Origin of the sequence: Collinsella sp. wc0583, assembly GCF_046116915.1 — a bacterium.
Lineage (GTDB): Bacteria > Actinomycetota > Coriobacteriia > Coriobacteriales > Coriobacteriaceae > Collinsella.
Genome location: NZ_JBJXBN010000003.1, coordinates 41,844 through 66,798 on the forward strand (window position 1 = coordinate 41,844; position 24,955 = coordinate 66,798).

The 24,955-nt window shown below is 58.1% G+C and carries 18 protein-coding genes, 1 pseudogene and 1 CRISPR repeat array; of the genes and pseudogenes, 10 read left to right on the forward strand and 9 right to left on the reverse strand.

The genetic code is table 11. The annotated features are described in order from the left end of the window. The first annotated feature begins 69 nt into the window (after positions 1–69). The gene (locus ACKUUJ_RS03110; RefSeq protein ID WP_409064629.1) at positions 70–1,095 is read left to right on the forward strand and encodes an aspartate-semialdehyde dehydrogenase; all 1,026 of its coding nucleotides are present in this window, start codon (positions 70–72) and stop codon (positions 1,093–1,095) included. Positions 1,096–1,498: 403 nt separating this feature from the next. Then, entirely contained in the window at positions 1,499–2,077 is a 579-nt protein-coding gene (locus tag ACKUUJ_RS03115) for a methylated-DNA--[protein]-cysteine S-methyltransferase (RefSeq protein WP_238057754.1), read from the forward strand. A gap of 144 nt (positions 2,078–2,221) precedes the next feature. Here the strand turns inward: ACKUUJ_RS03115 and ACKUUJ_RS03120 are convergent, their stop codons facing one another. The 4 genes from ACKUUJ_RS03120 to cas9 form a co-directional block, all read right to left on the reverse strand. Beyond that, on the reverse strand, positions 2,222–2,467 hold the full coding sequence (locus tag ACKUUJ_RS03120) for a hypothetical protein (RefSeq protein ID WP_409064630.1): 246 nt from the start codon (positions 2,465–2,467) through the stop codon (positions 2,222–2,224). 69 nt (positions 2,468–2,536) lie between these two features. Further along, complete coding sequence (gene cas2, locus ACKUUJ_RS03125; RefSeq protein WP_195445652.1) at positions 2,537–2,854, reverse strand: CRISPR-associated endonuclease Cas2; 318 nt, start codon at positions 2,852–2,854, stop codon at positions 2,537–2,539. 9 nt (positions 2,855–2,863) lie between these two features. After that, positions 2,864–3,754, reverse strand: coding sequence for a type II CRISPR-associated endonuclease Cas1 (gene cas1, locus ACKUUJ_RS03130; RefSeq protein WP_409064631.1), 891 nt, complete (start codon positions 3,752–3,754; stop codon positions 2,864–2,866). Positions 3,755–4,194: 440 nt separating this feature from the next. Next, a CRISPR array of direct repeats spans positions 4,195–5,749; the repeat unit is 36 nt; unit sequence AGCGTATCACCTTGGGGAAGGGCGCGTGCTCAAGAC. A 181-nt stretch (positions 5,750–5,930) separates the two neighbouring features. Continuing rightward, positions 5,931–8,945 (reverse strand): type II CRISPR RNA-guided endonuclease Cas9, encoded by a 3,015-nt coding sequence (gene cas9, locus ACKUUJ_RS03135; protein ID WP_409064632.1) that lies wholly within the window; start codon positions 8,943–8,945, stop codon positions 5,931–5,933. 535 nt (positions 8,946–9,480) lie between these two features. On the opposite strand from cas9, the gene ACKUUJ_RS03140 reads away from it, so the two are divergent. From ACKUUJ_RS03140 to ACKUUJ_RS03155, 4 genes and pseudogenes are all read left to right on the forward strand, one after another. After that, complete coding sequence (locus ACKUUJ_RS03140; protein ID WP_117635686.1) at positions 9,481–10,182, forward strand: ABC transporter ATP-binding protein; 702 nt, start codon at positions 9,481–9,483, stop codon at positions 10,180–10,182. Positions 10,183–10,187: 5 nt separating this feature from the next. Then, the gene (locus ACKUUJ_RS03145) at positions 10,188–12,953 is read left to right on the forward strand and encodes an FtsX-like permease family protein (RefSeq protein WP_409064633.1); all 2,766 of its coding nucleotides are present in this window, start codon (positions 10,188–10,190) and stop codon (positions 12,951–12,953) included. A 681-nt stretch (positions 12,954–13,634) separates the two neighbouring features. Then, positions 13,635–14,459: pseudogene (locus ACKUUJ_RS03150) on the forward strand (helix-turn-helix domain-containing protein); the annotation flags it as partial. Between the two features lie 501 nt (positions 14,460–14,960). After that, positions 14,961–15,290 (forward strand): multidrug transporter, encoded by a 330-nt coding sequence (locus ACKUUJ_RS03155; protein WP_118227329.1) that lies wholly within the window; start codon positions 14,961–14,963, stop codon positions 15,288–15,290. 514 nt (positions 15,291–15,804) lie between these two features. Here ACKUUJ_RS03155 and ACKUUJ_RS03160 read toward each other — a convergent pair. Together ACKUUJ_RS03160 and ACKUUJ_RS03165 are read right to left on the reverse strand one after the other, a co-directional pair. Further along, positions 15,805–16,884, reverse strand: coding sequence for a 6-phosphofructokinase (locus tag ACKUUJ_RS03160; protein ID WP_409064634.1), 1,080 nt, complete (start codon positions 16,882–16,884; stop codon positions 15,805–15,807). 139 nt (positions 16,885–17,023) lie between these two features. After that, on the reverse strand, positions 17,024–18,109 hold the full coding sequence (locus ACKUUJ_RS03165; protein ID WP_409064635.1) for a carcinine hydrolase/isopenicillin-N N-acyltransferase family protein: 1,086 nt from the start codon (positions 18,107–18,109) through the stop codon (positions 17,024–17,026). 161 nt (positions 18,110–18,270) lie between these two features. Here ACKUUJ_RS03165 and ACKUUJ_RS03170 point away from each other — a divergent pair, with 161 nt between their 5' ends. The 3 genes from ACKUUJ_RS03170 to ACKUUJ_RS03180 all read left to right on the forward strand — a co-directional run bounded on the left by ACKUUJ_RS03170 (position 18,271) and on the right by ACKUUJ_RS03180 (position 20,737). Beyond that, complete coding sequence (locus tag ACKUUJ_RS03170) at positions 18,271–19,656, forward strand: M18 family aminopeptidase (RefSeq protein WP_409064636.1); 1,386 nt, start codon at positions 18,271–18,273, stop codon at positions 19,654–19,656. Positions 19,657–19,872: 216 nt separating this feature from the next. Next, entirely contained in the window at positions 19,873–20,253 is a 381-nt protein-coding gene (locus ACKUUJ_RS03175) for a translation repressor RelB (RefSeq protein ID WP_124786494.1), read from the forward strand. Next, positions 20,246–20,737 carry a PIN domain-containing protein gene (locus ACKUUJ_RS03180; RefSeq protein WP_409064637.1) on the forward strand — a complete coding sequence of 164 codons (492 nt, stop codon included), beginning with the start codon at positions 20,246–20,248 and terminating at the stop codon, positions 20,735–20,737. The genes ACKUUJ_RS03175 and ACKUUJ_RS03180 overlap by 8 nt, the downstream gene beginning before the upstream one ends. A gap of 231 nt (positions 20,738–20,968) precedes the next feature. Here ACKUUJ_RS03180 and ACKUUJ_RS03185 read toward each other — a convergent pair whose 3' ends face one another. The 3 genes from ACKUUJ_RS03185 to ACKUUJ_RS03195 form a co-directional block, all read right to left on the reverse strand. Beyond that, positions 20,969–21,904, reverse strand: a complete 936-nt coding sequence (locus ACKUUJ_RS03185) for a D-2-hydroxyacid dehydrogenase (protein ID WP_409064638.1) — start codon at positions 21,902–21,904, stop codon at positions 20,969–20,971. 129 nt (positions 21,905–22,033) lie between these two features. Then, entirely contained in the window at positions 22,034–22,921 is an 888-nt protein-coding gene (map, locus tag ACKUUJ_RS03190) for a type I methionyl aminopeptidase (protein WP_368138163.1), read from the reverse strand. Between the two features lie 160 nt (positions 22,922–23,081). After that, positions 23,082–23,858: a radical SAM protein gene (locus ACKUUJ_RS03195; RefSeq protein ID WP_409064639.1), complete on the reverse strand. Its 777-nt coding sequence runs from the start codon at positions 23,856–23,858 to the stop codon at positions 23,082–23,084. Positions 23,859–24,093: 235 nt separating this feature from the next. On the opposite strand from ACKUUJ_RS03195, the gene ACKUUJ_RS03200 reads away from it, so the two are divergent. Next, positions 24,094–24,891: an alpha/beta fold hydrolase gene (locus ACKUUJ_RS03200; RefSeq protein WP_409064640.1), complete on the forward strand. Its 798-nt coding sequence runs from the start codon at positions 24,094–24,096 to the stop codon at positions 24,889–24,891. Positions 24,892–24,955 lie beyond the last annotated feature (64 nt).

The window sequence follows — 24,955 nt, forward strand, 5'->3', positions numbered from 1 at the left end:
TATACACTGGCAACAACAATCGGCCTGCTCGGCGTGCAGGCAAAAGCCATAACCTTTAAAGGGGGAAGCATGAAACAGTACACGGTTGCTATTTTGGGCGCGACGGGAGCCGTGGGCACCCAAATGCTCGAGTGCCTCAACGAGCAGGAGTTCCCGGTTGGCAAGCTCAAGCTGCTGGCGAGCGCGCGCTCTGCGGGCAAGACCGTCGAGTTCCGCGGCGAGCAGATCGTGATTGAGGAGGCTTGCCCCGAGGCCTTTGAGGGCTGTGACATCGTACTTGGCGCCGCCGGCGACGACATCGCGAAGGAGCTGCTGCCCGAGGCCGTCAAGTGCGGCGCCGTCGTGGTCGACAACAGCCACGCCTTCCGCATGGACCCCGAGGTGCCGCTGGTCGTGCCCGAGATCAATGCCGACGACATCAAGTGGCATCACGGCCTTATCGCCAATCCCAACTGCGCGACCATTATCGGCCTGGTTCCCACCTGGCCGCTGCATCAGCTCGCCGGCGTGAAGCGCATGATCGTCTCCACGTATCAGGCGGCTTCGGGTGCCGGCGCTCCCGGTATGGCCGAGCTCGAGGCTCAGCTGGCCGCCCTGGGCCGCGGCGAGGAGATTCCCGAGCCGCGCGCATTTGCCGCCCAGCTGGCGAGCAACCTGATTCCGCAGATTGGCGGCGTCAAGGAGGAGGGCTTTACCTCCGAGGAGATGAAGCTGCAAAACGAGGGCCGCAAGATCATGCACCTGCCCGAGCTGCGCGTGAACTGCACCTGCGTGCGCGTGCCCGTGCTGCGCTCGCACTCCGAGAGCATTACGCTTGAGTTTGAGCGCGACATTACGGTTGACGAGGCCCGTGCTGCGCTGGCTGCCGCTCCCGGCGTCAAGCTGGTTGACGATATGGCTGCCGAGGATGCGCACGATCGCTTCCCCATGCCGATGGATACGTCCGACCAGGATTTGATTTGGGTCGGTCGCGTGCGCCGCGACATCTCGAACCCCGAGGCCGCGCGTGGCATCACCTTCTGGTGCTGCGGCGACCAAATCCGTAAGGGCGCGGCAACCAACGCCGTCCAGATCGCTAAGCTGCTCTGCGAGTAGTGTGACCTGTCCGGCGGGGGCCGGGCTTAGTTTTCAGAACGTCCTCGACCATGTGTGGCGCCTTGTCCTGCTCCTTCGGAGCTGCGGACAAGGCGCCACACTGGTCTGCGGAGTGTTCTGAAAACTAAGCCCAGCCCCCGCCTGCGGCGACGCTGCTGCAAGCGATCTGCGATGGGGTCGTTGTCGGTTGGGGCCGCTGGGCTGATGTGGGGGCACGTGGCTGTTGCGGGCCCTAGTCCCGGCGGCGACCCCGGCGCTTCGCGCCTGCCGCCTTTTGGGACTGTGGAGCGCCGCCGGCAGCTGCGGCGCTGTTGCGCCTGCTGCCTTGGGTGACTTTGGGGTCGATTGGGGTTGTCTGCACAATTCGCGGTATTATGGTGCGGAGTTTTGAAAGGAGCCGCTGGTGGTCACGACGACGTTTGCTTCGCCTTTGGGCGAGATTCTGCTTGCCGCTGATGGCCGCGGTCTGACGGGGCTTTGGTTTGAGGGGCAGGAGCACTTTGGCTCCACGCTTCTCAAAGAAGATGCGGAGTACGTTGAAGGTGCCGATGCGGTTTCTGGTGCTGGCGGCATGTCGTCGGTGAGTCCCGCAAATGGTGTAGCCTCTTCGGTGCTTGAACGTTCCTGGGCTTGGCTGAATGCTTATTTTGCAGGGCAGGAACCTCGGTTTACGCCGCCGTTACATATGATCGGCACGGCGTTTCAGCGCGAGGTTTGGTTTGAGCTGCTTTCCATTCCGCGTGGCGAGGTTGCCACGTATGGCGAGATCGCCCGGCGTGTTGCGGCTCGACATCGTGTACCGGGAAACGAGGCGCCCGTTGTATCTCCCCGTGCTGTGGGGGCTGCGGTCGCGCGTAATCCCATTTCGATTATCGTGCCGTGCCATCGCGTGGTGGCGGCCGACGGATCGCTCAACGGATATGCCGGCGGGCTTGACCGCAAGGAATGGCTGCTCCGGCTTGAGGGCGCGTACGAGGAGTAACGCCAGGGCACTTTGCATGGCCAAGACGCCGTGAAAGAACGGGACGCGCTTTCCGAATGGCGTTCCAAGCGGAAACCGTGTCCCGGAATACAGCCTCAGAGTGGGACGCCGTTTCCGGTTGAGACCACTTGCTTGGACATCTATCTACGCCCGCTCCTGCAGGGCGTAGATAGATTTGTCCATGTTGAACAGATAAGCCACGACGCAGGCAATAAAGAACATCGGCAAGTTGCCAAAGCCGAAGACTTCGCAGCCAATAAGGATGGGTGCGAGCAGAATCGCTGACAGCATAAGACCCATAACGGCGATGCGCACATAGGGGTTGGGGAACAGTCGCGCCGCAAGGGTCTTGGCGTGGGCAAGACACCAGGCAAAAGCTCCACCTACCATACCAAACGCGATGTCCAGCACCGCAAGCCGGCCAGACCGGGAAGGTCAAGCGCGCAGGAGGCGGCAACGTCAAAACACAAGCGTTAACTGCGCGCCCTGCTCAACGGGCTGCTCCTTGTGCTCGCTCAGAAGGACCATTCGGTCTTCGTATTGCTTTTCGGTCATTTCGATAACGGTGACCTCTCCAGCGCTTGGAAGATTCAGCTTAAGGCGAGCGATATGCGCCGCTGCGGATTCGCGAGTCACCAACAGGCGCGAATACACCGAAAACTGCTCCATATGGTATCCGTCGTTAATCAGAAACTTTCGAAAGTCGCTATACTGCCGACGCTCGGCTTTGCTTCCCGTTGGAAGATCGAACAGAACCAATAACCTCATAACCCTCATGGCTCCTCCCTATTCAACAGTTACCATCTCGAGCCCTTTTAGCTCGGGCAACAACAGCCTCTTAGGATCCTTTTCGAGAACGGCAGTTCTGAGTGAAGAGAGCGTTGTCTCTATGCACTGCTGACAGCCGCAACGTTTTCCGTCGATAGTCATGACGTGCTCAAACACGCGGGCGAGCAACGCTTTGTCGCGCTGGCTCAAAGGCTCTGCAACGCCGTAGCTCATAACAATTAGATCGACGAGAGGGCGGAACGGTTCAATAAGATCGTCGACAAGATTAAACGCGTTGTAAACGCTGTGATGGTGAAGCCCCTGGGATACGAGCCATCCACCGCCAACGGCTGCTCTTCCGATGCCCGCGCGCAAGACGCTGTACCCGTAGTCGAGAGCGGAGCTTTGCATACTGTTGCGTCTTGTTCCATCGGTAATGAGGGCTTTAAAGTACGCGGAGGCAGCTGCGCCTTCTCGATTGTCCGTGTCGCCCGAAAGAACGGTTTTGGCATAAGAGGGGAGAGGGCCTGTAGACAACCCCATTTCTGTGAGAACCGCCGCTTGGTTGAGTATCTTTGCCTGAACGATTCGTTTCCAAAGCTGTTTTTTAAACGGAAGGCTCATGGCAAGCTGATCCTCGACGATGCGCGCATGGCGCGAATGGGCGCCCATTGGGAGCATGAGACCATTGGGCATATGATCGCGCCCGCAGATCATGACGCCTATTCCCGCGTCGTTAAGCTGCGACATGCAGGCGACCGTCATCGTGGTTTGATGGGATTCGACGATGACGACCCAAATGTCCTCGAGGGGAATGGTGGAGCTGCGGTCGTCCACGGTGATCATCAATAGGCCGTTCTTGATGCAGAGGTGGGCCTTGCTCTGGATAAGTATTGTCCGTTGGGCCATTTTGTCGACGACCTTCCCCGCATTAGCGCTACAATACAGCTAAGTCGAAAGCAGCTCACCTTGGGGAAGGGCGCGGCTCCAGACAAGGGGAGCCACTTAAGTGGCTTACCCGTAAAGTAACCCCCGTTCAATCTTCGGATTGGGCGGGGCGAACTTTTTTGGGCGAGTGTTAGCCAGTATTCCGTAAACGGTAGCGATGAATAGCATTTAGGCGGGTCCTTTTGAGCGTTTTTTCGCCTAAGGATTGATTCGGTTGTGAAGAAAAGTACATAAATCGCTGTGCCGAATACGGCTCTTTTCTTGCGTGAAGCGCGACGTGCCGACGCTTTTTGTCTCGAAAAAAATGAATCGCAGATGTAGATCTGAGGCCGAATCAGTCTTCTTTTTTTGAGGTCTGAAACAGAAAAGCCCCTGTTAAAGGGGCTTTTCTGTGCGCACATAGCGTATCACCTTGGGGAAGGGCGCGTGCTCAAGACCTAAACGGCGATATCGTAGCCGTGGGCTTCAGCGTATCACCTTGGGGAAGGGCGCGTGCTCAAGACTGGGTGAGCTCGCATGGTATTTCACAGGCCAGCGTATCACCTTGGGGAAGGGCGCGTGCTCAAGACCAAAACCTTCCATGGCATGCGGCTTGGTCAAGCGTATCACCTTGGGGAAGGGCGCGTGCTCAAGACTCGACACTCTCTTTGGCGGTGGCGTGGGATAGCGTATCACCTTGGGGAAGGGCGCGTGCTCAAGACTCTTACTGCTGGGCCAGCAATTTCTGAACGAGCGTATCACCTTGGGGAAGGGCGCGTGCTCAAGACATATTGGCCCAGATCCAGACAGCGTGCTCGAGCGTATCACCTTGGGGAAGGGCGCGTGCTCAAGACTTGCGCGTCTTCTCGTTGGTGATGGTGAGCAGCGTATCACCTTGGGGAAGGGCGCGTGCTCAAGACACCTGTGCAAGAAGAACGACCGGCTGTTCCAGCGTATCACCTTGGGGAAGGGCGCGTGCTCAAGACTTGACCTGGTTCACATTCCACCAGTCGTAGAGCGTATCACCTTGGGGAAGGGCGCGTGCTCAAGACTGCGAGACAATACCCGAGTTCATCCATCTCAGCGTATCACCTTGGGGAAGGGCGCGTGCTCAAGACACTCAGGCGTCATTGCTGAAGGGTTTCAACAGCGTATCACCTTGGGGAAGGGCGCGTGCTCAAGACTTATAGCGCGAGATTTTGGCCTTCAGTTCTAGCGTATCACCTTGGGGAAGGGCGCGTGCTCAAGACTTGTAGCAGATGTAGGACGCCGTGTCGGTCAGCGTATCACCTTGGGGAAGGGCGCGTGCTCAAGACTACTTCTGCAAAGGCTGGGAGGACGCACGCAGCGTATCACCTTGGGGAAGGGCGCGTGCTCAAGACATCCTTGTCAACATCCTTAAGGCTTGCAGAAGCGTATCACCTTGGGGAAGGGCGCGTGCTCAAGACTGAGAATAGGTGACTGTTACATCATTGGTAAGCGTATCACCTTGGGGAAGGGCGCGTGCTCAAGACCACGCAGATACAGACGATGGACTGTTAGACAGCGTATCACCTTGGGGAAGGGCGCGTGCTCAAGACTGACAAAAACGGCGCACGCATCCCGCCCGCAGCGTATCACCTTGGGGAAGGGCGCGTGCTCAAGACGAAAGCGTCGAAGAAAATCGCCCGCCTGCTAGCGTATCACCTTGGGGAAGGGCGCGTGCTCAAGACATATAGGAACACGAGACGGAACGACACGGCAAGCGTATCACCTTGGGGAAGGGCGCGTGCTCAAGACATGGCGGCACTCGCCATCAAAACACTCTAGAGCGTATCACCTTGGGGAAGGGCGCGTGCTCAAGACTGCCGGCTTGGCTTTGAGCTCCTCGAGCTCAGCGTATCACCTTGGGGAAGGGCGCGTGCTCAAGACACTTGGTGTGGATGGTACGTCAATGAGATAAGCGTATCACCTTGGGGAAGGGTGCGTGCTCAAGGTCAGGCAATCAGGGGACATTTTGCTAAGCTAAGTCTATTGCCTTCGGAAGGATGTATGTGTAAGGCGATTCGCTACAGCCAGAAGACCCCGTCATAAACATTGCTGTAATGTGGAAATTGGAAATAGGTAAACGCATATCGGGAAGGGGCGATTTTTGGAAGTTAAATCGCCCCTATTGGCCTTAATTATCGAGAATGCTCTCGCGAATAATTATCGGTTGCAATTCGTTTGAGAGCATTCCAACCGAGGGGAATGCAATCTCCTTTTTCGTGAGAGCGTCAACAAAGGACCAATTGGCCGTTGCAATGTTGTAGCCATTGTAGCGACCGAGCTTATCCCCGACTTTAATGAGGTCACCCAGATATATTTCGAGTGGTTTTTGAGTTAAAGCGCTATTGGGAACGGCTTTCCAGACCTTCCGCCCATATTTTTGCTTCGCAATCCTGGGCACATACGTCCCATCCTTAAGTGCAGGAATATCCGCCTTATAGACGGGGTCTGCGTACCAAGCGCCCTGCCCCTTCTTGGCCTCCGGGTCATGCCAGAGCCTCAGACACAGCATTTCGCTCACCTTGATGACCGACTTCTCGTCTGCCGACACAACGGCGTTGCCCATGACGATGTCCTTATCGGAGCTCGCCTTGCGAGCAATGTCTTTGCCCTGTGCATTAACGCCGGCATAGCGATAGACCGTCTGCTCGAACAACTCGCCCTTTCCCTTACGCGGAACAAAGCGGGTGGGTACGACGAAATCGTGCGCCGCGCGTACTTCGTTCGCAAAGGTTTCCCAGGGCATAACACTTTCGAGAGCCTTCATGATGGCATCGCGGCGTTGGGTCTCGTTCATACCTCTGGTTATGCTCCAGTGTGTCTCTTGGTTGATTCGAGCGGTTTTAATCACGAGGCTTCGACTACATGCTGCAATCACACAAGCATCGGTGGCATGGTGACGATCGTCCGAGCGGTCTTTTTCGCCATTCGAACCAAAGTTAAGCCCCCACCTGCGACGCAGCCATGCGGTCGCTCTGCCAGTGGTAGGAACAACATGTGCCTTTGCGCCATCATCGGGGAACAGCAGGCAGTCGGCGAGGTAAGCGCATACTTCTCGCGACATATAGGCGGTGTCGGTGAAGCTGCGTGCTAAGAATTCGCCTTCCTTGGTATCAAGGTCTTTTTCCAGCAGGAAGTTCTTTTTGCGACGGCTGAGTTTCTGGTTTTCCTGAACGCGACGCTCAAAAGCATCCCATGAAGGCGCACCGTCGTGGGACATCCATTCGTAAGGTGTCTGTTCGCGTTTATCCTGATTGCTTTTGGCGAGGACCAGGACTTTATTGTTGCGCGAGTTTTCTCCCGTGCGAGAGAACGGCAGGATGTGGTCAATCTGCGTGTAGGTGTCGTCGCTAATTAGGCGATCGACTTCGATTTTAGCGCCCGTGTAAAGGTCGAAGCATTCCTGCTCTTCCCACAGGCGGTACTTCTCTATCTGTTTGCCCGTGACCTCATCTGCCGTGCAGCCACGCAGCTCAGCGATTTGCCCGGCAATGCGCTCGCGATTTTTCTCGTTCTTCTTATTGGCCTTGGCAATCTCGTCTTTTGCGCGCTGAGGCAACCTGAGCTCTCGATCAAGCTCAACGTGGATTTCGTTTGGCACGCCCCACTTGCGGCAGATGGCGTTGACCACTTTTCGCATTTGCGACATGGCGCGAATGACGACGGGATTGTTATTTGTTCGACCGGTACGTTCGATCCAGGTCTCATAGGGCATCAGGCGATCGGAGCGCTCGAGCTGGGCGCCAGCGATGCGAAGTCCCAGCAGGCCACAGTCATTTTCGGCCTGCGTAAGGTTGAGGACCTCGGGCTCCTCGAGGCAATCGAGCAGCATGTCGAGTGCTTTTTTGGAACGGTTGCCATAGCCGTTAAGAGCTTTGGATGAATAGGGAAGCCTACAAAGCGCCTCGATCTCCGCTTCCGAAAGCGGTAGCCCCTGAAGCTGCTCTTGGAGTACGGGGAGGGCTGAAGAGTATGCCACCGCCTCCATAACGGCATCGGCGAGATTGCGGTCATCGCGCAAACGCTGCAGGAGAATGGGGTTGGCTGCATTGAGGGTATTGCGGAGCACGCGCCATCCCTTGGGCTTGTACACCTCGCGCGTTTTTTCGTCGGCAGCTGGAACTCCCTTAAAGTAATCGCCGGAACTAAGGTCGAGCGCTTTTCGGAGGGCGCCGAATTTAACAGCACAATCTTTGTTGCCTCGAATTGGCTCGCACGAGAACAGGATTGCAATGCATTCATCGCGCTCCGTTGCGCTCAGGGCGCGAGAGGTCCCGTTTTCGTGGATGATGGTGATGTTGCCGAGTGCGCCATAGGCTGAAACGAGTTCGCTCGTAAGCGTGCAGCGTGCAGCTCGTTTTTCTGTTGGGAAATATGAGCAGTGTCCGACGAGGTCGTACGTGCGGCGGTCGAAGTCTTTGCGCGAACGCTCCCAATCGCAAACCTCGATATATGCGGCCTCAAATTCCGGCGAAGCGTATTTGGAGCCAAAGGAGCGTTGAGCATCAAATAGGATATGAGTTTCTTCGATAAGCTGGGCGTGCGTTACACACTTGTCGTAATTGCCGCCACGATTGCGACTTTGAGGCTGCTGAGCGAGCCATTCGCCAACGGTGCGGCACGAGGTCTCCGCAATTGCTTCCTTGTTGGCCGCAAGGGCAGATAGAACCTTGCCGCCTTCGCTTGATTTATCCTGATTGCCTTCTCCGTGGGGGATGTATCCACGGCGCTTGCAGAGGGAGTAAAGGACTAGTGCCCACTCGCGATCGTTGAGCAGGCGGTCAAGTCCATCAACGCGAAGCTTGAGCGGCTGCTTGTCGCCTTTTGTGGTGTGGAAGTACTCTTTGGTGGCGTCTTGGGGAATGAGGCCATAAGCCTTGAGGACTTGGAGACAGTGCTTCAGGCGCGCCTGGGTACGGTCAATGTTTCGACGGGTAGAGCGGAAGCCCCTGCGAATAACCGCAAGACTTTGGCCCGTTTTAGGATGAGTTGGAGAGTCAAATAATCTGACGCCCAAATCCAGGATTTCATGATTGGCTGTGTCGATAAGTGCGAATCCGCAGCTTGCAATTCCTGGATCCATGCCAAGCACAAGATGCCTGGGAAGTCCGAGCTTCCCAATTTCGAGATTGATGGTGATCTCCATGGAGCACCCCTCTCTAATAAGAACTCTAGAGAACAGTACCATCGCGTGAGGACATGGGCCGAGCTTGTTAGCCGAGCGGTCATTTTGTTAGGCAAATGGAAATGATTTATACAGCCTTACATATCGGTTACCGGATGATGCCGTTTGTTGAAACTGAATCCCGACTGAATCCCGCCCTGAGATTGAATGGCGGGACAGTTACGATGCTCGGCTTGCTTGCAGGTTTGTAGAGCTCCTTGCATTCCTTCTTAAAGTCGAACGCCATGTTGGCGCCTTTCTGCGTATTGGCCTGCTTAGATAGCGGAATCATATCATAGAAACGAACAGCTGTTCGAATGATTTGGCTGACAGATAGAGATGCGTGCGTTGTGTTTGGCGGTCGGCCTGACCCCGTCGATGATGTCTCTGCCTCCCCGTAGCCTCATCTATAGCTGCCGTTTCCCCATATAAAACCTGCCAAAATAAACCTGTCCCTTTTTGGTCGGTGGGAAATGGGTAATACTAAAGAGTTATCCGACCAGATGGGAATTAATCGATGGCCTATATCGAATTCAAAGACGTCATCAAAGCATACGGCGAGGGCGACGCCCGCATTCATGCGCTCGACGGCGCGAGCTTTACGGTCGAGCGCGGCGAGCTCGCCATCATTCTGGGTGCTTCGGGTGCCGGCAAGACCACGGCGCTCAACATTCTGGGCGGCATGGATACGGCGACCTCCGGCACCGTGACGGTGGACGGGCGCGACGTGAGCTCTGCCAACGAGGCGCAGCTTGTGGAATACCGCCGCGCAGACGTCGGTTTTGTCTTCCAGTTCTACAATCTGGTTCCCAACCTGACGGCCCTCGAAAACGTTGAGCTCGCAGCTCAGATCTGCCCCGATTCGCTTGATGCCGAACAGACGCTTCGCCAGGTTGGCCTGGGCGAGCGCCTCGCCAACTTCCCCGCGCAGCTTTCGGGCGGCGAGCAGCAGCGCGTGTCCATCGCCCGCGCACTGGCAAAGAACCCCAAGCTGCTCCTGTGCGACGAGCCCACGGGCGCGCTCGACTATAAAACCGGCAAGCAGATCCTGCAGCTGCTGCAGGATACCTGCCGCAAGCAGGGCATTACGGTCATCATCATCACGCACAACTCCGCGCTGGCGCCCATGGCCGATCGCCTGATCCGCTTTAAGAGCGGCCGCGTGGAGAGCGAGACGGTCCAGCAAAATCCCGTGCCTATCGAGACGATCGAGTGGTAGCGCCCATGGACCAAGATTGCCAAAACAGCCAAAACCACGATACGGAGCACGCGGGCCGCGACCGGGAGTTCGCGACCTACCGTACCGCTCAAAGCTCAAACGATATGGTGCCGACGGTTTTTCGCCGTGGCATCTACCGCACGATTCGGGGCAGTCTTAAGCGCTTCCTATCTATCGTGGTCATCACTGCGCTTGGCGTGAGCGTGATGTGCGGCCTTAAGGCGGGCTGCGAGGATTTGTGCGATTCGGTCGACGCCTATTTTGACCAGCAGAATGTCTATGACATTAACGTGCAGTCGACCTATGGCCTTACGCGTGACGATCTTGCGGCTATCCAAGAGGTCGACGGCGTCGAGACGGCCGAGGGCATCTACACCGAGACCGCCTACACCGCCGTGGGCACAACGCGCGAGCGCGTGGTCGTGCAAAGTCTCTCCAAGGAGAACATCGATCAGCCAGTGCTCGTGAACGGCGATTTGCCCGAGAGCGCCGATGAGGTCGCGGTGACTTCGAAGTTCCTGAAGGCTTCGGGCAAAAAGCTCGGCGATACGGTGAGTTTTGCCGCCAATGACGCGAGCTCGTCCAACCAAAGTGCCAAGGATCAGTTTGCCGCGGGCGATTACACCATTACGGCCGAGGTCCTCGATCCTACCGACGTGAGCTCCGACTCGACAGTCAACGCCTTTCGCGCTGCTTCGGCTGCGGACTATAAGTTTTATGTGAGCGAAGATGCCGCGACATCTTCTTCCTACTCCGCAGTCCACGTGATCGTCGAGGGAGCCAAGAGTCTTAACTCCTATTCAGATGCCTACACGACAAAGATCAACGAGGTCAAAGGCAACATCGAGAAGATCCGCGAGGAGCGTGAGAAGGCGCGCGTCCAGGAGTTGACGGTTGACACGCCGACAAGCTTGGATACGGCCGAGCGTCAGGCCGCCATGCTCTTTGGGATCGAGCAGGATAACATCAACCGTATGGCCGAGGGCAGCGAGGAGCGCGTCCAGGCTCAGGCCGAGTTGGACCAGCGCCGCGCCGCCGCCGACCAGCATTTTGCCGATGCCCGCGCCGAGCTTTCCGATCTGGGCGAATGCACCTGGTACATTCAGGACCGCGGTAACATCGCAAGCTACTCGAGCGTCGAGAGCGACAGTTCTTCGATCGAGGCCATCGCCACGGTTTTCCCATTTATCTTCTTTGTCGTCGCTGTGCTCATCAGTCTTACCACCGCCACGCGCATGGTCGAGGAGGAGCGCACGCTTATTGGCCTGTACAAGGCGCTTGGCTATTCACGCGAGCGCATCCTGTCCAAATACGTGGACTATGCGCTGTGGGCATGTCTGATCGGCGGCGTGCTCGGCAACATCATCGGATTTGTGGGCCTGCCGCTGTTCCTGTTTACGGTGTTCGACGACATGTACTCGCTGCCCCAGATGCTGCTCTCGTACGACATCGTGTCCTCAATCGTCTCGGTGGCGCTGTTTGCCGTGGGCGTGGTGGGCGCTACGATTATCGCCTGCCGCCACGAGATGGCCGAGACCCCGGCCTCGCTCATGCGTCCCAAGGCCCCACGCGCCGGCTCTCGCATCTTGCTTGAGCGCATCGGCTTTATCTGGCGCCGCATGGGCTTTTTGAACAAGGTGGCAGCACGTAACCTGTTCCGCTACAAAAAGCGCGCCTTTATGACCATCTTCGGTATCGCCGGCTGCACGGCGCTTGTGATCTGCGGTATGGGCATTCGCGACACGTCGGTGGCGCTTTCGCCCAAACAGTACGGGCATATCACGCGCTACGACCTGCTGGCGGTCGCCAATCCCGACGATTTTTCGCAGACGTGCGCGGCATTGGATGAGCGCAGCGTGGCCAATGATTTCAACGTGACCGTGACCTCGACCCTGCCGATTATGACCGACAACGTCACCTTTACGTTTGGCGGCAAGAGCGAGACCGTGCAGCTGATCGTGGTGCCCGATAACCGCACGAGTGACTTGGGCGATTACGTGCGTCTGGAGGATGAGTCCAAAGAACCGCTGCCTTTGCGTGACGGAGACGTGTATCTGAGCAAAAGTTCACAGCTGGTGCTGGGGATTCAGCCGGGCGATACGGCTCACGTCCAGGATTCGTCGCTCAATGTTGCCAAGGTCAAAGTCAGCGACATTTCGCTTAACTATCTGGGCAACACGCTTTACATGACGCAGGGCACCTATGAGCGTGCGTTCGGTCGAAGCGCACGTCTTAACGGCGTCTTTGTGCTGCTTAAGGGCTCGTCGGCCGACCAGATTGCGTTTAGCAAGAATCTTAAGAGTGACGGTTGGCTTACGATTTCGAGTACGGCCGAGCATTGGGAAAACTATGAGGCGAACTTTACGATTATCAATTCGGTCGTGGTGCTCGTGACCTTCATGGCGGCGTGCCTATCGTTTGTGGTGGTGTTTACGCTGTCCAACACGAATATCTCCGAGCGCGAGCGCGAGCTGGCGACCATTAAGGTGTTGGGCTTCCGTCGCGGTGAGGTGCACCATTACGTCAACAAGGAGACGTTGATCCTCACGGCGATTGGCGCTGCGCTGGGCGTGCCGCTGGGCGGCTTGCTGGCCGAGAGTTTTACGTACATTTTGCAGATGCCGTCGCTGTACTTTGACGTCGAGGTCGAGCCGCTAAGCTACGTGCTATCTGTGCTGCTGGCCTTTGGCTTTACGTTTATCGTCAACCTCGCCACCAATCGTACCCTCAACAAGATCGACATGGTCGGGGCCCTCAAGAGCGCTGAGTAGCCTGTTCTGGGATTCAAGTTCTAGCGAGCCGTTGACGCGTCCACAACCGCCTTTTTGTATAAACCGCCCCGCCGATTGCATATTTCGGCGGGGCGGTTGCTTTTTGCCTGCAGGTACCCCAGGGGGCGGCGTGCAAATTCTGGAGTTTTCAGCATCCCGGAGTCCGCGGGCGCGGGATCGGACGCACAAAACAGCGCTGGAAGCCCTGATTCTGAGCCCCAACGCCTCAAGAGCTGGCCATTTTTTACAGAACGCGACCCATAGCGCCCGCCTTTCGCCCAAAATCCAGTATGCAGGCACCCTCGGCTGCTGAAAACTCCCAAAAATGCACGCCGCATCCTACCCTAGGCACCCGTAGCTACTCTGCGGGTGCGTGGCCTGATAGTAAGTTGCGGTGGAATAGTTCCTGTTTGGCATAGCAGAGCCATGAAACAGGAACTATTCCACCGCAACGTATTGAGAGGGCTCTTGGCTGTTATGCGTACTAACATTTGTCATGAAATGGCAGGCCATTAGGGGGTTGCTACTCGTAGTTGCGGTAGGGTTGGGGCAGATTCTAACTAGAAATGGTGGTCGCTACCGGTTATTCTCGGCATACTCGGCTCATTCGATTACGGTCGCCACATGAAAGGAACCACTATGGATCTTGCGATGGCATAGCGCCTCGTCGATCGCCGCAGAGCTGCCGGTCTTTCCCAGGAGGCTCTTGCTGCCCAGTTGGGCGTAAGCCGCCAAGCTGTCAGCAAATGGGAACGCAGCGAATCCTCGCCCGATACCGATAACCTTATTGCACTCGCCGCGCTGTATGGCGTGTCACTGGATGAGTTGCTATATGGGGAAGCGGCTAGCGATGTCGACACCTCGGCCGACGATGACGTTGACGCCAATAATTCAGGCGAGTCTGAAGGCGCCGAGTCTTCTACCGAGCACGTGGATCCTGACGGCAAGCCACTTGTCGACATTTCCCTTGCACGCGGCATTCACGTTGTCGACCCCAACAAAGGTGAAGAGGTTCATGTTGGTTGGAGCGGCATCCACGTGGCTAACGAGCGCAAGGGTGAAGAGGTCCATGTGGGGCCGGGCGGATTGCATATCGATACGCTAGAGGACGATGGACACAGCGTACATACCAATGCCGACGGCACCGTCACCATCGACGGCGAGACGTTTTCCAGCTGGAAAGAGGCACACGACAAGCTCGACCATCATGGCAAGCATTTCCACACCAAGATCGGTCGCGCATGGAACGAGTTTCCCTTTCCTGCACTTGTCGTCCTCGCCTATCTCGCGCTCGGCATCATCTGCGGCACGTGGGGTATGGGGCTCTTTCTGGTCTTTCTGATTCCCGTCTACGAGGCGATGGGCGACTTTATCGACCGACATCATCTCTCCAAGCTGATCGGCGTCGTCTATGCAACAGCCGCCATTGCCGGTTCCTCTATATGTGGCTTTGTTTGGCACAGCCCCATCCCGCATGGGTCATCCTCATCACGATTCCCTTCATAGAGGCACTCATGTGCTGGTGCCGAAAGCAATGGAAGCGCCGCAAACAAGCCTAAGCCGTTCCAACCCGTCAGCAATGCTTGGCCAACGCCGCTCGCCCCTTCCAAGTTGCGGTGAAATACGGACCGTTGAGGACCTTGGAGCGTCTAACAGTCCCGATTTCACCGCAACTCACGAATGGACAGGGCAATTCCAACACGGGAACTGGCATTTAACTCGCCGCATGCCAAGAAAAAGGCCGATTTACTACGATGAACTCGATGAGGCCGACCACACCCATCTTTTTCAAAAATCGGCAAGCTTTCTACCTGCGGTTTTACTTTCACCCTTTTCGGCATGGTCGAAGGCATTCGAATCATCGTAGTAATTAGGCGCATTTTGTAGCAAACGGTTCATTCAAGCTCGAACTCGAAGACCGATGGTCCCCTCATCCACGGCTGTGAGCGAAAATACCAAATAGAATAAAAATCGAATGGCTAAGTCTGTTTGGTGAACGGAGGCAATATGGGCGAGGTAACTGAAAGCGACTGGAAGCTGTTTAAAGAGCTGCTCCCAAAATGGCAAGAAAGCTATATGGAAATGCTCATCGGCCAGTACATCGAGATACTGAACGGTGGCAGTGAAGCGTCCAGTAGATTTTGGGCGTTAGAAGAGCGTATCAATAGGGACAAGCTGTCCTCAGGAGTGCTTGTGAACGATATTCGCCGCAGCACCATGCGTTATGAGATAGCCAACTTGCTTTCCGATAACGTTATCACGCTCGACGACCTTGACGGTTTCACCGAAGACATTAAGGGCTACGCACGACGTTGCATCGGTCGGCAAGAACGCTGAGCGACATGCGCATCCACAGCCGCTGTACTGCATAAACCGCCCCGCCAGATGCATATTTCGGCTGGGTGGTTGCTTTTTGCCCACGGGTACCCCAGGGGGCGGCGTGCAAATCCCGGAGTATTCAGCATCCCGGAGTCCGCGGGCGCGGGAATGGGTGCACAAAACCGCGTTGAAAGCCTTGATTATGAGCCCTCGGCACCTCAAGGATCGCTCATTTTTACAGTATGCGGCTCATGGCGCCTGCTTTTCGCCCAAAATCCAGTATGCAGGCACCCACGGCTGCTGAAAACTCCAAAAAATGCACGCTGCACCCCACTCTAGGCACCCGCAGCAAGAAGACGAATAGCCTCGGCCTCCCTAGTTACCGCAGGAGCCCCCCAGGGCTTACCTCCCAAATCTTTCCGCAGGACGGAAGGACCCCGCCGCGCGAAGCGCACGGCGGGGTCCTGACATGTCCGAGGACGATTTGGGAGGTAAGCCCTGGGGGCTCCGATGGGGGCGGTTCCAGCCGAGGCTATTCGTCGCCGAAGCTGATGCCCAACGCCTTGGCCTCGCGCACCAGATCACTCTGGGGGTCGACAAACTTGAGCTTGCCGGCGACATCCTCGAGCGGCATGTGGCACATTTTGCCGTCGCGCAGGGCAATCATGTAGCCAAACTCGCCACGCAGGCAGCCAAGCGCGGCCTCGACGCCGCACTGGGTCGCAAAGATGCGGTCCTGAGCGTCGGGCTGGCCACCGCGCTGCGTGTGACCGGGGATGGCGACGCGGGTCTCGCGACCGGTCTTGGCTTCGATCTCCTTGGCGATGTCGTACACGATTGACGGGCTCGTGCGCTCGGCGAGCTTCTTCTTGTACTCCTTCTTGGACAGTGCCGCGTCCTCTTTGGAGATGGCGCCCTCGGCGACGGCCACGATGGTAAAGCGGCTGCCGGTCTCCATGCGATGCTCAATGGTCTTGATGACGTTATCCATGTCGTAGGGAATCTCGGGAATCAAGATGACATCTGCGCCGCCCGCGACGCCGGCATACAGCGGGATCCAGCCAACCTTGTGGCCCATGATCTCGATAACGAACACGCGCCCGTGACTCGACGCGGTGGTGTGGATGTCGTCGATGCACTTGGTAGCGACGTCGATGGCGCTCGTAAAGCCAAACGTCAACTCGGTGCCCCAGGTGTCGTTATCGATGGTTTTGGGTAGGGCGATAACGTTGAGGCCCTCTTCGCGCAGGCGGTTGGCGGTCTTGGTGGAGCCGTTGCCGCCCAGCATAAACAGGCAGTCGAGCTGCAGCTTATGATAGGTGTGGACCATCGCCGGCACCTTCTCGACGCCGTCGGCCTCGGGAGTGTCCAGGCGCTTGAACGGCGTACGGCTCGTGCCCAGAATGGTGCCGCCGCGGGTGAGGATGCCGCTAAAATCGGCGGGAGTCATGACACGGAATCTGCTGTAGATAAGGCCCTGGTAGCCGTCCTCAAAACCATAGATCTCGATAGGCTCTTCGCTGTTGGTCATAAGCGTTTTGACAATGCCGCGCATGGTGGCGTTGAGTGCCTGGCAGTCGCCGCCACTGGTAAGAAGACCGATCCTAAGCATGATGAATCCTTCCGGGCAAGTTATAACATGCGCACAAGTTTACCTCCGCACACTGTTGATACGGGGTAAAACGTGTTAGCTCAAGCGTATGGAAATGTAAGCAACGTCAGGCGAGCGTAAGGCCGACGGGCCTGGCTCCTTACAGTGCGAAGGCGTCGACGTCGCCCCAGTGGCGGCGCAGCGTAATAGCGGCGGCGGGTTCGGTATTGTCAAAGACGACCGACCATTGCGTATTGCTGGTGATGTCTTCCGGATTGGGTTCTTGCGCTGCGGCGTGCAGGGCTTCCCAGACAATTGTTTCGTCCTGGGCACCGACATGGGCGTCAAGAACATCGGCGATTGCGACGGCGCGCTCTTTACCATGGCCCAGTTCGCCATTCTTTTGGTTGGGCAGCACTTCGTTGCCATAGCAGGCGTAGAAGTTCGTAACCTGGCGTACAGGAGTCGCTTTGAAAGCGCGGTCCGGATCGTGCGGATCCCACTCTGCTACGCGCGCGTCACCGGCGGCGTCGTTGATAAAGAAGTGGTAATCGCGTCCTGCCATGGCGTGCATGTCGTAGGCGGAAAGCAGGTCGACAGCTTCTTGCGTGGTGGCGGCACGGTCGAGCACCAGACGGATGGCGAGCGAGGTATTGATGACGGGACGTTGCGTGTCCTGGTCACAGGGCTTGGAATCCAGAGTGAGTACGGCAATGGACACGCCGCATTCGTTAACACCATCGAGCTGGGCAAACGGGCCCATCAACGCCGCGGCGCGTCCGGCGACGGAGTCAAGCGGAGTGTTATCGCCCAGGTTGTTAAGGGCGGCAAGCCCGATGGAAGCATAGCCGCCGCGTGGGTGATTGCGCACCAGCAGCGCCGAGGTGTCGTCCTTAAAGTCGTAATTGCGACCGGTGCGCACGCGGCCTTCGGCATCTACGGCGACAAAAGCGCTGCAGGCAAACTGGGGCGCCTGGACATGTGCCGGCACACCGGGCAGCACCTGCGCCACCACGGCATCGATGTAGGCCTGGTCGTCGCGCACGCCAGCGGCGATGATGCGATCGAGATCGTAGTCGTAGGCGATGTCGATTGCGTACAGGTCATAGCCATCCGCGTAGCCGGTCAAGCGTTTGAGCGACGCGGCGGACTTGATTTGCTTGTGGTAAACGATACCGGTGGCAGCGGCAAGGCCGACGGCGACTCCCGCGACACCGCAGGTGATGGCAATGTTACGTGGCTTCATGACGGCTCCTCTCGTCCTGTTAGCGCAATTGTCGCAAAAGGAGCGCGGGCATGATGGCTCAACTTGGTGAGTGGCGCGGAATTAAGCACGGAATGAAGAGTGTGGCGCTGGCGTGGCGGGGTATGCTGGAGGGGACCATCAACCCAGCGAAAGGGGAGAGCATGACGGATCAGGAAACGCCCGAGCGTGCGCATGTGACGGCCGACGATATCGAGGCTGCCAACGACCTTATCGACTTTATCGAGGCATGCCCCAGCATGTTCCATACGGCGGCGACCATTATGGCCGAGCTCGACGAGGCGGGCTTTACCTACCTGCCCGAGAACGCGGCGTGGGACATCGAGCCGGGCGGGCGTTATTACACGCAGCGCAACACCTCGAGCGTTGTCGCCTTTAAGGTGGGCGAGGACCTGGCCGCGACGTGGGGCGAGGACGGCGTTGCCGGTGACTATCATTTTCAGCTCACGGCGTCGCACAGCGATTCGCCGACGTTTAAGGTCAAGGCCGTGCCTGAGCTTGACGGCGCGGGCGAGACGCTGCGCCTGAACACCGAGGCCTACGGCGGCATGATCGACTACACCTGGTTCGATCGCCCGCTGGCGCTCGCGGGCCGCGTGTTGGTGCGTGAGGGCGACCGTATTGAGAGCCGTCTACTTGCCACCGAGCGCGAGGTCGCTATCATTCCGAGCCTTGCTATCCACATGAACCGCGGCGTTAACGAAGCCTTTGCTCCCAACCGAGCCGTCGACCTTTGCCCGCTTATCAGCGCCGGTGATCTTAAGCAGGGCGACTTTGATGCTCTGATCGCCGACGAGCTGGACGTTGAGCCCGAGCAGATTCTGGGCCGCGATCTGTTCCTGGTCAATCGTCAGGATGCGCGCATTTGGGGCTGGGCTGACGAGTTTATCTCGACGCCCAAGCTCGACGACCTGGCCTGCGCCTACACCTCGCTGCAGGCATTTTTGGGCGCCGAGAACGCGCACGATGTCTCGGTCTTCTGCTGCTTCGATAACGAGGAGGTTGGCTCCGAGACCAAGCAGGGCGCCATGTCGACGTTCTTGGCCGATGCGTTGCGACGCATTAACGGATCGCTGGGCTTTGACGACGAGTCGTACCATCGCGCACTTGCCGCCTCGATGCTCGTGAGCTGCGACAATGCACATGCTGTGCACCCCAACCACGCCGAGAAGTGCGACGCTCGCAATCAGGTTGTGCTCAACGGCGGCATCGTCATCAAGGAAGCCGCCAATCAGCACTACTGCACCGATGCCTTTAGCCGCGCAGTGTTCCAGGCCATCTGCGATGACGCTGACGTGCCCACGCAGGCCTTCGCCAACAAGAGCGATATGGCCGGCGGCTCCACGCTCGGCAATCTGTCCAATATACAGGCGAGCATGCATGCTGTGGACGTGGGCCTGCCGCAGCTTGCCATGCACTCGAGCTACGAGACCGGCGGCGTGCGCGACGTTATGTACGCTATCCGCGCCCTCACGGCCTTCTACGAGCGAAACCTAACCATCAACGGCGCCGAAAGCGTGGAGCTCTAAAACCTACCAAAAAGGGACAGGTTCATTTTGGCAGGTTTCATCTGGGCGAATGCAAAGGGTGAAACCGAACTAGATCTGTGATACGTGGCCGCCGAGGTGCAGTGTGCCTCGGCGGCTTTTTGTGTACAGAGCACGGCTAATGCTTATAAATGCTATACATGCTTTACGTATCTACCATAGAGTTTTATGATAGTTTTGAAGTATTAAGGAGGGGTCATGACCACAACAGCCGCTCAGATCAACGTGCGTCTCGATGCCGATCTTAAAAGGAGTGGGGACGCCGCTCTCTCCAGGGCCGGTATGACGCCGAGCCAAGCGGTGCGAGCGCTCTGGCAACTTGCAGCGTCGCTGGCCGATCGCCCCGGTGCGCTCGAGGATATCCTGCTGCCCAGTCGTGCCCGGGCGGAACAGCGCGAGCGCGAAAAGGCCGCCAAACGTAAGCTCGAGCTCATGGATCAGGGGTCGAAGCTGTTCGCTGCCGCTTGCCGTGAGTCGGGAATCGATATGGTCAAGGCTCAGCCATCGGACGACGAAGAGCTCAAACGGAATGCCTATGCGGATCGCTATGGCGAGGAGATGAGCTGGCTCTATGAGTGAGACTCCAAAGCGCATCTTGGTTGACACCAACGTGTGGCTCGATTATTTCATTCCCTCACGACGTGGTCGTTCGGTGGCGATTGAGTTTTTACGCGATGCATGCACGGCGCAGGTGGATTTGCTGTATGCGGCGACATCGTCCAAAGACCTGTTCTATTTGATTTCAAGCGAACATAAGGCATGGTATCGGCGAGAGCACGGTTCGCTTTCCCAGTATGCCGCTACGGCAGCGACTTCGCTTGCATGGGATTGTCTTAGCGTGCTTTCGCAGCTTGCCACGCCAGTGCCCTGTGACCTGAGCGATATATGGATGGCGAGCAGGCAGCGTGAGCTCCATAGCGATTACGAAGACGATTTAATCATTGCGGCAGCGATACGCGCCCAAGCAGATTTACTGGTCACCAACGATGTCAAGCTCTGTTCGCATGCGCCCGTCGCAGCAATGAGTGTAGAAGACGCAAAAAATTACTTAGCAACGCTCTAACAATTTGAAGACCCCACAGGTTGAGCAAAAGTCAGCGAGAGCCTGCCGTTTGAGCCAAGGTGCCGTGAAATGAAAAGGCGCTGACCTTCTGGTCGCGCCTTTGAAATTGAACGGCAGATTGGCCAAACGGCGGGCTCGCAGCGTCGACCGGTCCGCCGTTCGTTAGAACGGCGGAACCCATGGGGGTCGCAGCGTCGAGGGGTTCCGGCGTTTGGTAAAACGCCGGAACAATCAGTGCTCGATCCAGCAGCGAAGCGTCTCGCCGGCCTGCAGGTGATGCAGATTCTCCGCGGCAATGTCGACGACGTTGTTGAGGGTGGCGGCTAGATGGAACCAGCCAGAGACGTGCGGTGTGATGAGCATGTTGGGCGCATCCCACAGCGGGCTTGTGGCGGGCAGCGGCTCGGGGTCGGTGACGTCGACCGCGGCGCCGGCGAGATGTCCCGACTCCAGGGCGGCAACCAAGTCGTCGGCGACCACAAGGTCGCCGCGGCCGCCGTTGGCAAAGAAGGCACCCGGTTTCATCGCGGCGAAGAACTCGGCGTTCGCCAGGCCGCGGGTCTCGGGTGTGCTGGGCATAAAGGACGCGACAACGTCTGCCTCGGCCAGGCGCTCGGACAGGGCGTCCATGCCGTCCATGTCCTCAAACACAATGGGGTAGACGAGTGGATGGCGCTTGATGCCGCGGACGTGCGCGCCCATGTTGCGGCAGAGTGTGGCAAAGTGACCGCCGATATCGCCCGCGCCCAGCACCAGCACGTTGGCGTTTTTGAGCGAGGTAACCGGCCCCAAATCCTTCCAGCGATGCTCGCGCTGCAGATCGTGATAGCCGGGCAGACGCTTCATCATGGAAAGGACCATGGCAAACATGTGCTCGCTCACGGCCTGCCCGTAGGCGCCGATCGAGCAAGACAGCTTGGCTTCAGCCGGCACGGTGCCGGCGGCCAAGTAATCGTCATAGCCGGCGGTCTGCAATTGCAACAGCTGGAGATGCTCGCATGCCGTGAGCATGCCAGGGTCGATGTTGCCCAGGATCACGTCGGCATCGGCGACCTGTTCACGTGTGGCGGCGTCGGCGCTCGTGTAGATAAAGTCCTCGCCTGGAGCGCTCGACTCGAGGATCGCACGATGGCGGTCGTTGACAGGCAACAAAACCAGGATGTTCACAAGCAGTCATCTCCGCTCAGCCTGCCAAAAAAGGACAGGTTTATTTTGGCAGGTTTTATCAGGCAAAACGTTCAAATAAAACGCCGGATGCAAAGCGGGTTTGCCCGTCAGCATCCGGCGCATCTGCGGCTACCAGCTCAGCAGCTCGTAGCCGTCCTCGGTCACCACGAGCTGTACCTCGCACTGGGCCGAATCACTGCCGTCCTTGGTGCGCACGCACCAACCGTCGCCCTTGCTAATCTTGATGTCGGGTGCTCCGGCGTTGACCATGGGCTCGATGGTAAAGACCATGCCCGGAGCCATGATGGTGTCCACATCGGGCGCCTCGGTGGTAAAGCCCACAAACGGGTCCTCGTGGAACTCCTTGCCAATGCCGTGTCCGCCGTACTCGCGCACCACGCTAAAGCCGGCGTCCTCGACCGTCTTTTGAACGGCCTCGGCCATAACGGAGAGCGGTAGCCACGGCTTGACGGCCGCCAGGCCCGCCTCCACGCTGGCGCGGGTGACGTCGACCAGGCGCTGGCGCTCGGCAGAGACCTCGCCGATGCAGAACATGCGGCTCGAATCACTAAAGTAGCCGTCCAGGATCGTGGAGCAGTCGACGTTGATGATGTCGCCCTCGTGCAGCACGTCCGTATCGCAGGGGATACCGTGACAGACCACGTCGTTGATCGAGGTGCATACGCTCTTGGGGTAGCCCTCGTAGTTGAGGTCGGCCGGCGTGCCGCCGTGCTCGACGGTGTAGTCGTAGATCATCTGGTCGATCTGGTTGGTGGTCATGCCCGCGGCGATGTGCTCGCCTACGTAATCGAGCACGCCCACGTTGATGGCGGCCGAGCGCTTGATGCCCTCGATATCGGCGGGCGTCTTGTAGAGCGTGCGGGGCAGAACCTCCCAGCCCTCTTCCCACAAGCGCTCGAGGCGCTCATCAAAGGTGCTATGGCATTTCTTATATTTTTTGCCGCTGCCGCACCAGCAAGCGTCGTTGCGGCCGGGCACGGGTCCTTTGTCAAACATGGCTAACTTCCTTTCATCCGCAGCTAGTATAGCCCACCCACGCGTCTATAAAAGTTGCGGTGATATAGTTCCGATTTAAGCGGTTTAACAGCACAAATAGGAACTATATCACCGCAACTGATGGGGCGGGATGGCGAGTGATAGCTGCTGCGTGGTTTTGCTAGTAGCTCACCTGGCAGGGGATGCCGAGGGCGCGCACGCGTGCAGCAATCTTGTCGAGCACCTCGGGCGCCGCTTTAGCAAGGCCGGCGACCGGTGTTTCGCGCGCCACCGTGTAAATGGTCGCCTCCTGTGGGCGAATGCGCTCGAGCGCCGAGAGCCAAGGGCCAACGTACTCCTCGCCGGTGTTATCGAGAGACTTGCCCCGGTACTCACCGCTCAAAAACATCGTCTGGATAATGACATGACCGTTAAAGCTCGCGAACGTTTCGATCTGGTGCTCTACATCGTAGGGGCCAACGGGCTGGTCGAGCAGCTGGATAAAAGCCGGGTCGACCGTATCGAGCTTGAGGATGTTGTCGTCGACCATCATGAGCGCATCGTGTACCTGGGGACGGTCGGCGCGCGTGCCATTGGAAAGCACGGCAATCTTGGTGTTTGGGGCCAGCTCGTCGCGCAGCGCGACGGCGCCGGCGATGGCCTGCGGAAACTCCGGTGCGGCGGTGGGCTCGCCGTTGCCTGCGAAGGTGATTACATCGGGGAGCTCGCCCTCGGCTGCCATCTCGCGCAGCTTTACCTCGAGCGCGTCGAGTGCCACGGCAGCTATGTTGTACGGCTCATGGCAGGGGCGCTCAGCGTTGAGACCGTTTTCGCAGTAAATGCAGTCGAACGTGCAGATTTTGCCGCTGGCCGGCATCATGTTGACGCCGAGCGAAAGGCCCAGGCGACGGCTGCGAACGGGCCCAAAGATGGGGCTGGCATTTAAAAACGTAGACATAGGCATATGCTCCTTGGGACAGTTGAGCTTAAGCATAGCATCGGCCTTCATGTGGGTTGCGGGTTTGGGCGCTGTTGTTTAGGCAGAAACCTTGCAATCGGGCGAGTTTTCGAAACCCTGTCATGAAAGGGTGCGAGCTGGGTACAGTAGACGCATTCATGTACACACAAAATGACGCCATCTGACCAAGCCGCACCCCGGCACGGCCTGGTGGTGTTGACGATGGGAACACAGTATGGATTTTACGGTCGAGAATGCGGGCACTACGATCGCCTGCCGCGAGTATGCCGGCCCGGTTGTATCGTCCGACGCACCCGCCTTGGTTTGCGTGCACGGTGCCTGCGTCGACGGCGTCTTTTTTGACGCCATCGCCCGCGAGCTCGCCTGTGACTATCGCGTCATTACCTACGACCGGCGCGGTTGCGGCGAGAGCGGCGACGCTGCAGACGGACGCTACGACCTCGCCGTCCAGGCCGCGGACCTGCAGGCCGTTATCGAGCATATTGGCACTCCGGCAAACGTGCTCGCGCACAGTGCCGGTACGCTGGTGACGCTGGAGCTTCTCCGTGCAAACCCCACCATAATCTCGCGTGCGATTCTGCATGAACCCGCCGTGACGGATGAGGGTGCCGGTCTGGGCGCGGCCCCGGTTTTGCTCGAGATGATCGCCGCGGGAAAGGTCTCCAGGGCATTACGGGCCTTCCTGGGCGCCATCGGCGATTCGGACCCTGAGGCCCCCAAGTTAACCGAGGCAGAAGCCAAGCATGCCCTGCGCAACGGCCGCAGCTTCATGGCAAACGAATACGGGATTACTATGACCTGCGTTCCCGATTGGGATAGCGTCCGCGCGTCAAGAACGGTGGCCGCCGTGCTCCTGGGCGAGCTCTCGATTGGCACGCCTCGCGAGGCGGGCACAAGGGTGGCGGCTGAGCTTTTGGACTGTCCACTCGTAATGGTTCCCGGCGCGCACAACGGCCTGCGCGATCGCCCGGGAGCGGCTGCCCAGACTGTCCTTGGCATCCTGGGGCTCTAACACCCGCAATAGCCAAAGCAGACTTCACCCGCAAACGTTTCGGCCTTGTTAACAAATATGCTTA

Coding starts and splice junctions, on each gene's coding strand:
- ACKUUJ_RS03165 (WP_409064635.1), bottom strand. CDS start 18,109: ATGAAGCCACGTAACATTGCCATCACCTGCGGTGTCGCGGGAGTCGCC.
- ACKUUJ_RS03180 (WP_409064637.1), top strand. CDS start 20,246: ATGAGTGAGACTCCAAAGCGCATCTTGGTTGACACCAACGTGTGGCTC.
- cas9 (WP_409064632.1), bottom strand. CDS start 8,945: ATGGAGATCACCATCAATCTCGAAATTGGGAAGCTCGGACTTCCCAGG.
- ACKUUJ_RS03175 (WP_124786494.1), top strand. CDS start 19,873: ATGACCACAACAGCCGCTCAGATCAACGTGCGTCTCGATGCCGATCTT.
- ACKUUJ_RS03155 (WP_118227329.1), top strand. CDS start 14,961: ATGGGCGAGGTAACTGAAAGCGACTGGAAGCTGTTTAAAGAGCTGCTC.
- ACKUUJ_RS03120 (WP_409064630.1), bottom strand. CDS start 2,467: ATGGTAGGTGGAGCTTTTGCCTGGTGTCTTGCCCACGCCAAGACCCTT.
- ACKUUJ_RS03200 (WP_409064640.1), top strand. CDS start 24,094: ATGGATTTTACGGTCGAGAATGCGGGCACTACGATCGCCTGCCGCGAG.
- cas2 (WP_195445652.1), bottom strand. CDS start 2,854: ATGAGGGTTATGAGGTTATTGGTTCTGTTCGATCTTCCAACGGGAAGC.
- ACKUUJ_RS03160 (WP_409064634.1), bottom strand. CDS start 16,884: ATGCTTAGGATCGGTCTTCTTACCAGTGGCGGCGACTGCCAGGCACTC.
- ACKUUJ_RS03145 (WP_409064633.1), top strand. CDS start 10,188: ATGGACCAAGATTGCCAAAACAGCCAAAACCACGATACGGAGCACGCG.
- ACKUUJ_RS03140 (WP_117635686.1), top strand. CDS start 9,481: ATGGCCTATATCGAATTCAAAGACGTCATCAAAGCATACGGCGAGGGC.
- map (WP_368138163.1), bottom strand. CDS start 22,921: ATGTTTGACAAAGGACCCGTGCCCGGCCGCAACGACGCTTGCTGGTGC.
- ACKUUJ_RS03110 (WP_409064629.1), top strand. CDS start 70: ATGAAACAGTACACGGTTGCTATTTTGGGCGCGACGGGAGCCGTGGGC.
- ACKUUJ_RS03195 (WP_409064639.1), bottom strand. CDS start 23,858: ATGTCTACGTTTTTAAATGCCAGCCCCATCTTTGGGCCCGTTCGCAGC.
- cas1 (WP_409064631.1), bottom strand. CDS start 3,754: ATGGCCCAACGGACAATACTTATCCAGAGCAAGGCCCACCTCTGCATC.
- ACKUUJ_RS03170 (WP_409064636.1), top strand. CDS start 18,271: ATGACGGATCAGGAAACGCCCGAGCGTGCGCATGTGACGGCCGACGAT.